Source organism: Pedobacter kyonggii, from assembly GCF_004310665.1.
In the GTDB taxonomy this organism is placed as follows: Bacteria; Bacteroidota; Bacteroidia; order Sphingobacteriales; family Sphingobacteriaceae; genus Pedobacter; species Pedobacter kyonggii.
The window spans coordinates 351,107-365,366 of the sequence record NZ_SIXF01000002.1; the positions used below are offsets into that span (position 1 = coordinate 351,107).

Consider the following 14,260-nt stretch of genomic DNA (forward strand, 5'->3'; position numbering starts at 1 on the left):
ATTGATAGAAGTTAGTATTTAACCAAAAAAAGGAGATGGATGACAGGTTTACAATCGATCGTCATCTCGGCCGTAGAGGAGAGATCTTTTAATCTAGTCCAAAGATCTCTCCATTACGCGTTGCTCCGGTCGATGACGCCGATTTTTAGAATATGTCCTTGATAGCCGGGTTGAAGGACGATAAGCTCTCCGAGGGAGTCCTTTGGACAGACTGACATTAGTTAATACCTAACTTAATAGCATTGCCAAACCCAACTTTAACACACAAATTTAAACCGATGAACAAAAAAGTATCCATCCTTTTCTCGCTGCTGGGGCTCTCGCTTTCCCTTTCTGCGCAGCAACAGGACAAATCGTGGTCGATGGTAAAAGGGAAAATCTCTTCACCATGGGCCCAGGAAGTTAATCCTAAAAATGTATTGCCGGAATATCCGCGGCCACAGTTTGAGCGTACCGGTAACTGGAAAAACCTTAACGGACTTTGGGATTATGCCATTTCCGGAAAATCACAACAGCCGGCAATTAATCAGGGTAAAATCCTTGTGCCTTTTGCGGTAGAATCTTCACTTTCGGGTGTTGGCAAAACAGTAGGTAAAGATAGCTTGCTGTGGTACAAAACCAGCTTTACTGTGCCGGCAAATATGAAAGGCAAAGAAATTTTGCTTCATTTCGGTGCGGTTGACTGGAGAAGTACGGTGAACATCAACGGTAAAGAGGTGGGTAAACATGAAGGCGGTTTCGATCCTTTCAGTTTTAATATTACACCGTTTTTAAACAAGAGTGGAAACCAGACTTTAACCGTAGAAGTTTGGGACCCGACAGATGAGGGCCCTCAACCAAGGGGAAAACAGGTGAAAAAACCGGAGGGCATCTGGTATACCCCGGTAACCGGCATCTGGCAAACGGTGTGGATTGAGGCGGTAAATAAAGCACATATTGATCATATTAAAGTAACGCCGGATATTGATCAGCAAACCGTATCGGTTACCCCATTTTTAACGGGTAGTGCTACAGGCGATCAGGTTAAAGTTTCAGCATGGGATGGTACGACCAAAGTGGATGAGCAGACCGCGGATGGCACTGGTGCAATCAGTTTAAAAATTGCGAACCCTAAACTTTGGAATACTAAAAATCCATTTTTATACGACCTGAAAGTTGAGCTGATCTCTAAAAATAAAAAGGTTGATGAGGTGAAAAGTTATTTTGCCATGCGAAAAACCTCAATCGGCAAAGATCAGAACGGTATTCAGCGTATGCTGTTAAACAATGAATTTGTTTTTCAGTATGGCCCGCTAGATCAGGGTTGGTGGCCGGATGGACTTTACACCGCACCAACAGATGCCGCTTTAAAGTTCGATATAGATAAAACCAAAGAAATGGGTTTTAATATGATCAGAAAACACATTAAAGTAGAGCCCGCACGTTGGTATTACTACTGCGATAAAGCAGGCATGCTGGTTTGGCAGGATATGCCAAGCGGCGACCTGGGTAACGGCTGGGAAAACCGCCCAGGTGTTTTAGACCATGGATCGGATCAAAACAGAAGTGCCGAATCTGAAGGATATTACAAAAAAGAGTGGAATGCCATTATCGATGCACTTTATAATGTGCCTTCTATTGTAGTATGGACACCTTTCAATGAAGCCTGGGGGCAGTTTAAAACAGTAGAAATTGCCAAATGGACAAAAGAGAAAGATCCTTCAAGGCTGGTGAATACGGCCAGTGGAGGAAATTTCCATCCGGTAGGCGATATTATCGACCTGCACAATTACCCACATCCGGCTATGCCTAGTCCTGATTATTTTGGAAAAGACTATGCCCTTGTACTGGGCGAGTTTGGTGGGCTTGGCCTGCCTATTGATGGCCACGTGTGGCAACAGAAAAATAACTGGGGCTATCAGAGTTTTAAAAACAAAACCGATCTGTTTAATAAATACGCCCAGTTTACCAAACGTTTAGCAGAATTAATCCCATTAGGGCTTTCTGCCGGAGTGTATACTCAAACTACCGATGTTGAAGTAGAAACCAACGGCTTGATGACCTATGATAGAAAAGATATCAAGTTTTCTGAAGCACAGATGAAAGCTTTGCACGATAAGCTTTACCAGATAAATGTGCCGGTAAAGCAATAGCTTATCATTTATCGCTTTTTGTTTTATCAGTATAATAAGGCGCTGCAGTTGTATCTGTAGATGACTAAATCATTAGCCCGTATATCCATCCGGGCTAATGATTTAAGCGATTCATCTTAGTATTGCCTTTACACTGTTTGTGATCATGAATTGAGGGTTTTAAGCAGCCCGCAACCGAAAGGGTACAATTATTCCTTAAGTAAACCAGATGAAACAACTCGATTTTTCTACTTTCCCAATACTAGAAACCGACAGATTGGTACTTCGCAGACTTTCGTTGGAAGATGCTCCAGTAATTTATCAGTTGCGTTCGGATGTTGAAGTGGCTGCTTTAACAGGCAAGGCACCCTTCCTTCATATTAACGAAGCCATTGCATACATCAATAAAATTGATAATCTGATCAATAATCATGAATCTATATACTGGGTTGCGTCTTATAAGGGTGATGCCGCTATGATAGGTGCAGCCTGCCTATGGAATTTTGATATCCAGAACGAGACCGTGGAAATTGGGTATGAGTTGCTCCCGGAGTTTCAGGGTAAAGGCATCATGGTAGAGATTATCACCTGTATACTCAGGTATGCATTTGAGGTAATGGGCATAAAAACGATCGTTGCTTATCCATCCAGCGATAACCCGCCTTCTGTAAAACTACTCGAAAAAATGGGCTTTAAAATTGCCTCAAGCGATCATCAAAATATGCATGTAAATGTTCCGGGCATGCTTACATTTATCCTTACAAGTTATCAATAGCGATAAGAAGATCGTAATCATCTAAGCCCTGGCCAGCCTAAACTCATTGTAACACATTACAATATTAAAGCCAAGAAAAAGTATCGCTTCCGAACTTACTTTAAGTCTATCAATATCGGCACCAACAGCTGTAGAAATAACCAATGTAGAGAAAACCAGGATGGCACTTACGAAAATGCTCACAAAAGCCGAACGCAGTAACATCGTTATCCTGAACAGGTTTTTTTGAAAAAAAATTTCAGGCCTACGGATCATTTCCACCAGATTGATAAAGATAAAAAGACCGATAATGAAAATATATGCATTCATATAAGGCGCTGTACTATCCCACACCAAAAGACCAAAATAGCCTTGCAGAACGAAGTATAAAATAATAGCCAGGCAGATCAGACTTTTTAAAACTGTCCAGAACTTTTTGCCTGAAAGCATGAGGTAGAGTTTTGGGTATTTAAGGCTGTCAATATGGTCGGCAATACTTAACAACCTTAGCGAAGCGGGAACAAAGGGGTTAAATACGCCCAACAGCATAAGCATAATGGTACTCGAAAACTGAAAAACAGCATCACTGATCAATCTGTCCATTTTTGTTTGGTCCAATACAGTATCATCAGCATAGGTAAATATAGACAGGCAGATAAGAACAATAATCACAAAGTGAAATACCACTCCCACATAACTGCTGAAAGCAGTGTTGTTAAGCCGCAGATCTTCATTGCTCTGTGTTTTGTTGTTGCCAGATGAGAATTTGGCTGAAAGCGTTTTGAGTGAATCGGCCGTACCTCTTACTATGAGCGCTATGGCGAGGATAAAAATTCCTATACCAATAATAAAACAGGCTATGCCGGCAGCCTCAAAACTGTACAGGCCCAATAGAAATAGAACTAAAGCGATGGAGATGGCTACGTGTTTATACTTCACCCGGGTAAAACCATGCAGATTTAGCAGGAGCGTATAAAACAGGCCAAATGCACTGCCAACTACAATAGCCATCAATATTTTAGAAATAATAGTTCCACTCATGTTTCCAGATTAAAAAAATTATGCGATAAGAGGTTAGTATTAGTCTTTCCAGTCTATAACCTTTACCTCATCGCCAACACGGATAATCCCCAATTGTTGATGAAGCAGGTTCTGGCCGAACATGATTTTTTTGCCTACCGTTCGGTAGTTGGCCAATGTTCTTAATGGTTCCTGCCCTTTTTCGCCAGTTTGCTGATCGATGGTAATGAGCACACATCTGGCACATGGTTTTACTGCAGAAAACATTACCTCACCAATGTGAAAAGTTTTAAAACTATCCTCAATATGGGGCTCTCCGCCCGTAAAAACAAAATTTGGACGGAAACGGTCCATTCGGATTGGATCGGTGAGCTTTTCATTAAGCCCATCAAGCGACGATTGGCCGATAAGCAGGCAGGGATAACCATCGGCAAAACTAACCACTTCATCATTCGAAGCATAATCCCGATCTACCAATCTTTTTTCAGTTAAAGGCATTTTTACCAGTCTAACCTTAAATTTTAGGAAATTAGAAAACCAATCGCTTACGGCTTTATTTACTTCAAGCGCAGTGGCGGTATCGTTCCAGATTACAACAGATAGCTCTTCTCCGGTATCTTCATCCAAAGAAAAGGATATACTTTGCTCGGGTGAATTTTTATGGGAAACGCTTAATTTACCATCTCCAATATTTACCTGAAGTAGTGCCAGTTCAAAATGTTTCCGTTGGGTAATAAACATACCTTCCTCATCAACAAGCATCCATCTTCTATCGTATTGCAAGCCTTTTTCTTCAAGCTGTGCTTTTTCAAGCCGGATACCGCCCAATGATTTAATGGGATAGATATTGATTTCAGAAAGGAGAAGTTTGTTCATGCTTTAAAGATAAAAAGACATTTTGGATTTAGCTGTTTAGCGGAATTGAATTATCTTCGGGAATAAGAATAATAGAAAACCAACGTATTACTTAAAAACAAGCTGTGTAACAACAAATGGGTATAAAGAAAACTTTAATCAGGCAGATATTGGTTCGGCTAGCTTTTTTGGTACTGCCCTTACTAGCGATATACCTGTTAATGGAGTTTACCTACAATCCCCATGCGCTTTGCACTGCAAATGAACACCGTCATACCATGGGGCCAGTTGGTTACATAATTTTGGCCGCTGCAGTAGTGGTGATCTGGTTTTTGGCCATTATTTTTGAACAGATATGGCGGTATTTTAAGAAGGATAGAAAAATTTCTTTTTTTGTTGTGCTTTTATTCGCACTAATGGTCGTTTGTTTTTTTTGTTTCTTCTTATAGGGAAGCGTATGGTCGAATCATTTTCCAAACACCTATTTCAGTCCTGTTAAATTATCATCATTCGGAAATTAAACCAAATTTAGGTGAGATCTATCTGGTATTTATCCTGCCAGTTGGTGTAGTTAAAGGATTTCGATCCCTTTCTGCTCAAATGCCTCAAATATCTGTGCATTGATCATGCTTCTGGTCAAATCGGCCTTTGAAATATCCTTGCACCAGAAATAAATATTGATGGTACTGTTCAGTTTGCTCACCGGGCTGATCATAATAATAGGTTCTTTGCTGATAAAAACATTGCTGTTCTCTACAATAATTTCTCTGATCAGACCAACCACTTCGGTAGAATTAAAGGGCTTTGCAATCAATAAAGAGATATCTATCCGCATCTGGTTATTGCTCAGTGTCCAGTTGATGATGTTGTTCGATAAAATAGAACCGTTAGGGATAATAATTTCGGCGCCTTCGTCGCTAAGTAAGGTACTGGAGCGTACGCCGATTTCCTTTACCCTTCCTTTTTTATTGCTCAGCTCCACAATGTCGCCTATTCGGATGGTTTTATCAAAAATAAGGATAATCCCCGATACAAAATTGCTTACAATATTCTGTAGGCCCAACCCAATCCCAACACCCAATGCACCAAGAATAACCGTGATTTTATCAATTGGCAGTCCGGAGGCAGCAACAGCAATTAAAAAACCGCCAATTAATAATACCAAACGCGTTACGAGTAATTTCGAACGCTCTCCTTTGTTATCATCAAAACTATCATCGCCCGTATCGCCAAAGAAATAGGCAATGTATTTCTGCAAAAAGTTGGCAACCCAGATAATGCCCAAAAACAATACGATGCCGCCAAAGGTGAAAGAAAAGTTGCCTATGGTTCTTTTTTCGGTGAGGATTTCCATTACCGATTCGTATAGTCCATTAAAAATATTCAGGTTGGTGGTAAATATTATAAACCAGATTAGGGTAGCACCAATGCCGGTTAGCCTTTTAAGTCCGGTAATTACGGGCTGCCAATCAAAATACTCTGGAAATCCTTTACGGATCCTGCTGCTTTTCATCTGTAACAAAAAGGCCTCTACCAATACTTTGGCCAGGATGGTTAGCGATATGGCATTTAAAAGCGAGCTTACCCCGGTAGAATAAAAAATCTGGGTTAGGGTAAAGCGGCCAAATAGATTACAAAAGGTAGCAATGATGGCAAAGCCGACGTAAATAAAACCCGTAGTGAGGATCATTCTGTATCTTTTGGTTTTCTCATCGAGCATTTTCCATACCATAATGCCATAGGCAACCGAGCTGGTGGTTAAGAACAGCAGCAGCCAACGCTGGTATCTTGGTGGCATACCAAAAAGGCGTAAGAAAACCGGGGCAAGAAGAAGTACTACAAATATGCACCAATAGTAAAACAACTTTGAGCCTAGCTTTTTGCGGAAAAATACAGTGAGCAAAATGGCCAGTATAATCTCAACAGCTTCGATGTAAAGTGCGGGCGCCCTCAGATCGAATATTGGGGCCAACGCAAAGAGCATGATAAAAGTAATTAAATAAGGCTGCGGACTGACCAGTGAAAAACCATCAAGGGTTTCTAAACGGCCCCGCTGTTTTACGCTTCTAAAATTGAAGAATACCCAAAAGAAGAATATGGTACAGGTAAAAAGTAATAACAACCGGCTGCTCCTGGTGTACACAAAATAATAGCCCGATATTTCTTGTTCTCCCTTAATAAACCTACGGAAGCCCATGCTTTTATTGGCCCGTCTGTTTACCGTTTCCCACAAATAACGGCGCTCTTTACCAAAAGCTTTAATGCTTACGGCATCGAGCTGACTATCGGTAAGGTACATCAACTCTTTAATATTGATGAGGTTAGAAGAGGTTCTGGCCTGCAGGTTGTTGATGGATAAAGTAGTCGTTTTCAGTAGGCTATCCATCACTATACGTTTCTTCTTTAACTCTGCAAACTGCTCTTTAAACATAACCTGTATGGCAGGTTCCGTAAATACTTTAATCAGTACAGTATCTTTACGCAGGTTAAGAATTTCTGTTTTTAAAGCCCACAACTCCTTTTCATATTCATCAAGGTCTGACAAACAATCTTTATTATTGCTCTGTAGTTCTTCCAGTAGGGTTTGATCCATCAGCAGATTTTGCAGGTTAGGGGATCTGTCGCTTTGCGTTAACCTGCTTTTAAGCAATGCCAGTGCAGCTTCATCCTGCGTTAAATGTGCTTCTATGGGCTTAAGTTTTTTAAATGAGCCAACGGTAACCGGAACTTTGTTTATGGTTTCAAATACTTTTTCCAGGTGCGCAAGATAATCGCCTTTGGTCAATGTAGCAGAGTCGGATAGAATAGATACATCCTGACCCTTATCTACAGGTTTATCTTTCTGCGCAAACACATGGCCAGAAAAAAATAGGATAAGGAGTAAAGATATTAAGTTCCGTATGGCTGGGTAAAAAGAATTTCGTGTTATCATTGAGCTTAAGCAGTATTGGGAAATATCCTTTTTTAAGGATATAGGTTGCCAAAAATAAGGATTAGAATTGATTTTACAGCCAGTGGCCGCGAAACCAGGTACCGTTTTATAGATAACGAACTTGTTTTTACTTATATGGAAACCTTTAATGCGGGTGCAGGACAGCAAACCAGGGCAAGCTATGATGTTTAAAGCGAAAGGTAACGGTTGAAGATATTAATACCTGAAAGAGGATATGCCTGCTGCAGTTGGCCATGGTACTTTGCCACAACGCCCGCCTTATCTTTTTAAATGTTAAACAGAGGATGATTAGTTGTATTCCTTTGTGAGGTAGATATTCATCACGCCTCTTGCTGCAATTTGGTTAGTTCCATAAATAAGCGATTGTTTATCCGTTACCTCAGCACTAATCCACATGTACTGATCAGTCTGTGCTGCAATGCTCCAATCGGTCTGTGCGGCAAAATTAGGATTGCTAAAAGTGAGGATACGGTTATCTGCATTTCGTCTCAGAATATAGTCTGAAAACTTTACCGATGTATTAATGTCAGTAGAAACTTTTACCTGTTTATCATCAAATGTCCAGTACGATTTTAGGGCATCTGCCACGATATGACTAACTATGATTCCCGAAGAATTATAAAGCTCGAGGTCATACCCACCTGTCGACCACTTGCCATTCAGGGTTTCATTCGTAGTATGATCAGTGTCTTTTTTGCAACCCGATATATTGACTATGATACATAACAAAAATAAAATATGTTTCATACCTGGCCTTTAGATGATTGAAGTTAAATAACCAAAACGAATCCGCAAATCTAATATATGCGCTAGCCCGGCTATCTGTAATTTGTAGTTGAATTGGCACATTTAAGTTTATTTACCTCGGCTTGTAGCAAGTAACGCTATATACACGTTTATACCTTAAATTAACACTAGGCATTAATGAAAAAAATCTTACCAATTTTGCTCGTATTATTTTGCATGGCCGGATGTAAAAAGGAAAAACAGGGAAATTATTCTGAAACCATAACCAAAGGAGAAAAATGGGGAATAAAGATAGGCAGCTCACATGCTGAAGTATACACCCAACTGCAAAAGGCAGGATCAAGCCTCGACTTTCAGCATGTAGCAATTTTTGGCCACAAGCCTTATAGTTCGCCAGAAAGCCTGGGCCAACTTCTTCCTTATTATTATGCGCTTACTGTTTATAACAATACCGGAACTTTAGACCGTGTAGTGCTGTTTTTTAGCGGAGATAAAGTGCAGCAGATTGCCACGGGCGGTGGCCTCACCACACCAGTAAGCAAATGGCCAGAAAATGTGACTGATGATACCGCAATAAAAGTTGATGACCCTGTTTCAGGTTTAACAGCAAAGCTGATCAAAATCCATCAGTTACCAGCCTATGCTACTTATGGATTTGTACTTTCCGATAAACCATTAAACAAACCCTACGATCCGGATATGAATAATCACGATGACTGGCAGTTTGGTTTTTCAAACTTTGTAAGTGCAAGCACCAGCGGATCTTCAACAGTAACCCTTCATTTCAAGGTAGGTAAGCTGGAAAGTATAGACCACGATTATCGCGAGGGGCAAATATTTAATTGATTCGAAAGTATCGTCATCCCGATCCCGAATTCGGGAAGAGATCTTTAAATTTGATTTCAATAACATGGTTCAAAGATCTCTCCTCCGAAGGAGTTCCTTTGGAACACTCCGCAGTGTTTCGGAGATGACGATCATTCCATTGGAGTCTGTTGATGGTCGCTTGTCGAAGGGCTTAAGCTGTTTCGATAAGCTCTCCGTAGGAGTCCTTTGGACAACATAACATCCTCTGAGGTGAAACGCCTTTATGGTACAACCTCGTTTTTTTTAATATAAATTATACTAGCGATGCATGTGCATCATTTATAAATTTAACGTATCCATTAAATTAACGGGTCGGAATCCTGATTGCGGGGATTGTGCTCTGGAAAACTATTCTTATCGAAATGATGGTGACGGTAAAAATTTGCACGGTCAATCTCTACAATTTCATCTTCCATCCGCAACGCCGCCGGACTTCCAATTACGCTGCGGATCTGGTTCTCCAATTCAGGGGTAACCTCACCAATAATATATCTCGGCATTGCCCTGAACTGATCCTGGTGGATATCGGGTAAAATAACTTCTTTTTTCTCTTCGCCTAAATTTGCGAGCCCGATGGGTATCAGCACAGCCTTTTCCTCCAGATCTTCGCCCATATCGGCAAGCTCCACAATAACGTAGCGTATCGCATTTTGCTCGGGATCAAATAGGAGGTCGCGCACCTTTCCAACCGAATCGCCGGCATCATTTCTTACTGGCCAACCTTTAATGTCTGCCTCGCCGGCTGTTAATTGATAACTACTTTTTGAGAGCTCTTCTAAATTGCTGTATACAATAGTTCCTGAATCCATAATTGCTTTTTTTAAAGGGGCTATTAATAACGATGCCCACTTTTACAACAAGTTTTTCAGGAGATGGTTTTTATGCTAAGACGCCAGGGTACAAAAATAGGGCGGCTAAAACAAATAGCGTAAAGTAGGTAATTAATGGTAAATATTTGTGATCTAGTGTTTTGTGTTGACATTAAAAGATGTGGAAAGCAACAAAAATATTAATCGAAAATATTTTTTTTATCAGGCGGCAAGCATACTGTTTAACGATTATTTTGTATAATCGTTAAAATAGAATCAGAAGTTAATGAAGAATATAGCTGAATTTAGAATGTCATTAAAAGAAGATAGACCCGATAGTAACATGTCGGTTCAATTGCGCTCACTCTGGTACGATGCAAAAGGAGACTGGCATACGGCACATCACCAGGTCGACCATTTGGGCGATGTTGCCTCTGCCCGCATCCATGCTTACCTGCACCGCAAAGAAGGCGATATTTGGAATGCCGATTATTGGTATACTAAAGCTGGCGAAAAAAGGCCACAATTAACATTAGATCAGGAATGGGAAGAATTGGTACAGCGTTTTTTATCATGATGGGTGTAAATTACCTATCATTTAGCTCAGGTCATAACTAATGGTAAGCTGGGGAGATAATACCTGAAAACAATATTAATCTCCCAAAATCTCCAGTCATTTTTATTTCGCAGGCATTTTAAATGATGGGGGAAGCGACGCTTCATCCGCTGCCCATAGTTTATTCGGACGTTTGCCCATTACCAGCTCCAATTTGCCCCCTTTCATCAAATCTTCGTGAGCAAACCACGATTTATTCCATACTTGTCCGTTCAGTTTAGCCGATTGAATGTATTTATTTTCGGGAGAATAGTTTATACAGTTCAACTCAAACTTTTTGCCATTTCCCAGATCAAGTTTTACGTTGGCAAAAGTGGGGCTGCCAATTACATACATGGGTAAGCCTGGGGTTATCGGGTAAAAACCCATCTGCGAAAACACTACAAAAGAAGTAAGGCCGCCGCCATCTTCATCGCCAGGAATACCCATTAAATCGTTACGGAACCACTGACTTAATAAACTCCTTACCCTTTTTTGCGAGCGCCAGGGCTGTCCCGCATAATTGTACAAATAAGGAATATGCATGGCAGGTTCATTACCCATAGAGAACTGCCCAACATTGCCCGTATGATCAGGCAACTGCGAATAAAAATCAAATCTGCTTTTCCCAAGCGGCGTATTATACATTTTTTCCAGTTCATCAACAAAGGCTTGTTTGCCGCCAATCATATTTACCAAATCGCCCAGGTTGTGCAACACATCCCATCGGTAAAGCCAGCCATTGTTTTCGTCGTAAGTTTCTCTGGCACCAAGTCCGCCCGAAAAGCGGTAGTCCAGCGGTTTAATAAATTTGCCTTCCGCATCTTTCGGATGAAAAAATCGGGTATCCGGATTAAACACCGTATGGTAGCTGCTACTTTTATCTAAAAAGTATTTGGCTTCATCGGTTTTACCCAATTGCTGAGCAATATTGCCCAGGCACCATTCATCATAAACTGTACCCAGGGTAACGGCTATCGGCTGGCGTTTTTCAAAACCGTGAACTTCTGCTGCAGTTTCTTTTTCGCCTTCAGGTAAAGCAGGGAAATAGCCCTTATCTTTAAAAAACTGATCTAAAACACCTGCTTTTTTTGAAGACCACGGGGCCAGGGTTTTTTCGGTAATGGCTGCTTTACAATACTGATAAGCTTCATCAAGATTAAAATTTCTCAAACCCTTGTTATAAGCATCAATTACGGTGGCCACGCCATGATTGCTGTTCATCCTCCGGCTATCACCAGTTACCTCTGGAAAAGTTGGCATCCAATGGTCTTTCATCTGTTGTGCCATTCGCAGGTAGGAATTAATCATATCGCCTTCCATTTTTGGCTCAATAATCACACGGAGTGGATGCGTTGCCCGGTAGGTGTCCCAAATCCAGTCGTCAGTAAAAAATGGCGTGCCATTATCATTGTGCACTTTTCCGTCGAAGGCACTAAAATACTTTCCATCTTCAGATAAGCTGATCATTCTTTCGTATGTGCGATAAAGGGAAGTGTAAAATATGGTTTTGGCTGTTTCATCGGTGCCCCCTACCATGATCTTTCCAAGTGTGGCATTCCAGATATCTTTGCCCGTCTGCGCCACCTGGTTCAGGTTATAATCCTTGATTTCTCGACGTAGGTTGTGTTTTGCCTGTTCTTCACTGATAAATGATATGCCATAACGTGCCTTAATCTGCCTGGTTTGGGCAGGAAATTTTAAAATAAGATAAGCATCACGGCCGGAGGCAGACTGTTCCCTGGAGTCAATTTTGGTTCCATGATGCCTGCCTGATTCAAGGGGTGTTAAATCCGTTTCGAAATAGAGGTAAACCCTGGTATTATTGTCTAGTTTTTGAAAACCACTTACCACATTTTGGCTCACCTTTAGCGCCCCGTTCCTGGTATTTAAAACCAGGTAAGCCGGAGCATTTGTCTGCGAAAAGTTGAGCGCATATATGCCCGATTGGTGCGATGGCGCAAATTGTACATTTATCCCAAAATCATCGAGGTCAACCTCATAATAATAAGGTTTAATCACCTCATTGTCGTAGCCATAAGGAATTACGTTACTCACATTTTTGAGGTCGCCCTGAAAAGGGCTCAAATTAAAGGCCGAGCTGCCCCGGTGGCTGGTAACCACAACAGGCAAACCATCTATAGTATTACTGGTAAAATTATCACGCTCCGGATAAACCCGCAATAAGCTGTTAGGTAAATGAACAGTAGGATAAGTGGGTACAAGTAAATGGCTAATGTTACCAATGTATGGGTTAACATAGTCTACGGGTTGTTTTTTAGCTTGTGCATGTGCAAAATTGATACAAGCAATTAGCAAAAATATTGCACTCAATAAAGGATATGTATGTTTTTTCATGTCAGGAATTTCGATTAGATGTGGCAAACATAACATTTTTCAAAAACGATATTTAACGCTGATGAGTTGCCGATTGTATCATTAATGATGTAAATCTTTTTAATCTGCTTATAATAGTAAAACGATTTATCAAATTTAAAGGAAATGATCAGTTTACCAAAAAAGCAAAAACAGAAAATGCTCTTTTCTATTTGGCCTGTTTGCATCTTATTAGGTTAATTACAATGCCTGGTGCCAAAAAAACAGGTTACGGCTTAAGCGTAAGTGGTGTATAAACAAAAAAGAGCGATGAATAGATTTCATCGCTCTTCGAATGTTAAATTTTTATTTATTATTTTGCTAATGAGGCAGTTTGTTCTGTACCGGTTACTGGTGCGCTCATTTGTGTTTTCATTGCTGCAAATCTATCTAGATTCAATTTTGGTGTGCTTCCCATTACTAAGATATGCTCCCCGGTAGCTCCGCTTAATTTTAAATCTGCACGGCCTTCAATTACAGTATATAAACTTTCTGTATCTGAATCGATTTCGGCAACTGCATTTCCTTTTAAGAATAACTGAAGATATTTAGCATCCAATTTGCCTGCTGTTTTTACTACGGCATTTTCAGATGCTTGTACTCTATAGATGTTGTTTACATAAACAGTAATCTTAGCGGTATTTCTATCTGCTGAACTGATTTTTAATGCATGTCCGTCTTGGATCACTTTTACTTTACCTGTGTTATCGTCATTGTAGGCCACACTTTCTTTTTCTCCTTGTATCAACGTGATTTCTACATTTCCGCTTACAATAACCTGGCTGATGTTTTTAGGTGCCGATATTTTGATTGGCTGTTTCTCGCCTGCCATTACACTTGTTGAGAAAATAGCAGAAGTTAAAACGATAGCTGCTAATACTGATTTTGTTAGGGTTTTGATTGAGGTTTTCATAATGCTGTTAATTATATTTTTAATTAATATTTTGTGATTGTTTTGTAGATAAGACATCACGATGGCCAAAACGTTGCAGTAGAAAACCCTCAATTATACCAACACAGCTTAATTCTCGACGAACGGGTTTAAAAATCGGGCGAAAAAGAGTTCATTTTTACGGATCAATCTAAATCTGTAACTCAATTCTACAGATGACCTTGATCTTAAGGTAGTTTTAGAATTAATATTATCACACAATTCTGAAACAAATCCTGGGA

The 14,260-nt window shown here is 40.4% G+C and carries 12 protein-coding genes; 5 read left to right on the forward strand and 7 right to left on the reverse strand.

Features of this window, described 5'->3' with window-relative positions:
* Positions 1-278: 278 nt before the first annotated feature.
* Together EYS08_RS04045 and EYS08_RS04050 are read left to right on the forward strand one after the other, a co-directional pair.
* Positions 279-2,132 (forward strand): glycoside hydrolase family 2 protein, encoded by a 1,854-nt coding sequence (locus EYS08_RS04045; protein WP_131028559.1) that lies wholly within the window; start codon positions 279-281, stop codon positions 2,130-2,132.
* A 208-nt stretch (positions 2,133-2,340) separates the two neighbouring features.
* Positions 2,341-2,886, forward strand: coding sequence for a GNAT family N-acetyltransferase (locus EYS08_RS04050; protein ID WP_131028560.1), 546 nt, complete (start codon positions 2,341-2,343; stop codon positions 2,884-2,886).
* Positions 2,887-2,907: 21 nt separating this feature from the next.
* On the opposite strand, the gene EYS08_RS04055 is transcribed toward EYS08_RS04050, so the two are convergent.
* The 3 genes from EYS08_RS04055 to EYS08_RS04065 all read right to left on the reverse strand — a co-directional run bounded on the left by EYS08_RS04055 (position 2,908) and on the right by EYS08_RS04065 (position 7,672).
* Positions 2,908-3,906, reverse strand: a complete 999-nt coding sequence (locus tag EYS08_RS04055; RefSeq protein ID WP_131028561.1) for a hypothetical protein — start codon at positions 3,904-3,906, stop codon at positions 2,908-2,910.
* 39 nt (positions 3,907-3,945) lie between these two features.
* On the reverse strand, positions 3,946-4,761 hold the full coding sequence (locus tag EYS08_RS04060) for an MOSC domain-containing protein (RefSeq protein ID WP_131028562.1): 816 nt from the start codon (positions 4,759-4,761) through the stop codon (positions 3,946-3,948).
* A gap of 550 nt (positions 4,762-5,311) precedes the next feature.
* Positions 5,312-7,672, reverse strand: a complete 2,361-nt coding sequence (locus EYS08_RS04065; protein WP_131028563.1) for a mechanosensitive ion channel family protein — start codon at positions 7,670-7,672, stop codon at positions 5,312-5,314.
* A gap of 45 nt (positions 7,673-7,717) precedes the next feature.
* On the opposite strand from EYS08_RS04065, the gene EYS08_RS25650 reads away from it, so the two are divergent.
* Positions 7,718-7,864, forward strand: a complete 147-nt coding sequence (locus EYS08_RS25650; protein ID WP_165456367.1) for a hypothetical protein — start codon at positions 7,718-7,720, stop codon at positions 7,862-7,864.
* 117 nt (positions 7,865-7,981) lie between these two features.
* On the opposite strand, the gene EYS08_RS04070 is transcribed toward EYS08_RS25650, so the two are convergent.
* Entirely contained in the window at positions 7,982-8,440 is a 459-nt protein-coding gene (locus EYS08_RS04070; RefSeq protein ID WP_131028564.1) for a hypothetical protein, read from the reverse strand.
* Between the two features lie 177 nt (positions 8,441-8,617).
* Here EYS08_RS04070 and EYS08_RS04075 point away from each other — a divergent pair, with 177 nt between their 5' ends.
* The gene (locus EYS08_RS04075; protein WP_131028565.1) at positions 8,618-9,286 is read left to right on the forward strand and encodes a hypothetical protein; all 669 of its coding nucleotides are present in this window, start codon (positions 8,618-8,620) and stop codon (positions 9,284-9,286) included.
* A 320-nt stretch (positions 9,287-9,606) separates the two neighbouring features.
* On the opposite strand, the gene EYS08_RS04080 is transcribed toward EYS08_RS04075, so the two are convergent.
* Entirely contained in the window at positions 9,607-10,116 is a 510-nt protein-coding gene (locus EYS08_RS04080; RefSeq protein WP_131028566.1) for a PRC-barrel domain-containing protein, read from the reverse strand.
* Between the two features lie 286 nt (positions 10,117-10,402).
* On the opposite strand from EYS08_RS04080, the gene EYS08_RS04085 reads away from it, so the two are divergent.
* A complete protein-coding gene (locus tag EYS08_RS04085; protein ID WP_131028567.1) occupies positions 10,403-10,693 on the forward strand; it encodes a hypothetical protein in 291 nt (96 codons plus the stop codon).
* Positions 10,694-10,795: 102 nt separating this feature from the next.
* Here EYS08_RS04085 and EYS08_RS04090 read toward each other — a convergent pair whose 3' ends face one another.
* Together EYS08_RS04090 and EYS08_RS04095 are read right to left on the reverse strand one after the other, a co-directional pair.
* A complete protein-coding gene (locus EYS08_RS04090) occupies positions 10,796-13,069 on the reverse strand; it encodes a GH92 family glycosyl hydrolase (RefSeq protein ID WP_131028568.1) in 2,274 nt (757 codons plus the stop codon).
* A gap of 331 nt (positions 13,070-13,400) precedes the next feature.
* On the reverse strand, positions 13,401-14,000 hold the full coding sequence (locus EYS08_RS04095) for a GIN domain-containing protein (protein ID WP_131028569.1): 600 nt from the start codon (positions 13,998-14,000) through the stop codon (positions 13,401-13,403).
* Positions 14,001-14,260: the final 260 nt, after the last annotated feature.

Excerpts from the sequence above, each read along its gene's own strand:
- EYS08_RS04045 (WP_131028559.1), top strand. The coding sequence starts at position 279 with ATGAACAAAAAAGTATCCATCCTTTTCTCGCTGCTGGGGCTCTCGCTT.
- EYS08_RS04050 (WP_131028560.1), top strand. The coding sequence starts at position 2,341 with ATGAAACAACTCGATTTTTCTACTTTCCCAATACTAGAAACCGACAGA.
- EYS08_RS04075 (WP_131028565.1), top strand. The coding sequence starts at position 8,618 with ATGAAAAAAATCTTACCAATTTTGCTCGTATTATTTTGCATGGCCGGA.
- EYS08_RS04080 (WP_131028566.1), bottom strand. The coding sequence starts at position 10,116 with ATGGATTCAGGAACTATTGTATACAGCAATTTAGAAGAGCTCTCAAAA.
- EYS08_RS04095 (WP_131028569.1), bottom strand. The coding sequence starts at position 14,000 with ATGAAAACCTCAATCAAAACCCTAACAAAATCAGTATTAGCAGCTATC.
- EYS08_RS04085 (WP_131028567.1), top strand. The coding sequence starts at position 10,403 with ATGAAGAATATAGCTGAATTTAGAATGTCATTAAAAGAAGATAGACCC.
- EYS08_RS04070 (WP_131028564.1), bottom strand. The coding sequence starts at position 8,440 with ATGAAACATATTTTATTTTTGTTATGTATCATAGTCAATATATCGGGT.
- EYS08_RS04065 (WP_131028563.1), bottom strand. The coding sequence starts at position 7,672 with ATGATAACACGAAATTCTTTTTACCCAGCCATACGGAACTTAATATCT.
- EYS08_RS04055 (WP_131028561.1), bottom strand. The coding sequence starts at position 3,906 with ATGAGTGGAACTATTATTTCTAAAATATTGATGGCTATTGTAGTTGGC.
- EYS08_RS04090 (WP_131028568.1), bottom strand. The coding sequence starts at position 13,069 with ATGAAAAAACATACATATCCTTTATTGAGTGCAATATTTTTGCTAATT.
- EYS08_RS04060 (WP_131028562.1), bottom strand. The coding sequence starts at position 4,761 with ATGAACAAACTTCTCCTTTCTGAAATCAATATCTATCCCATTAAATCA.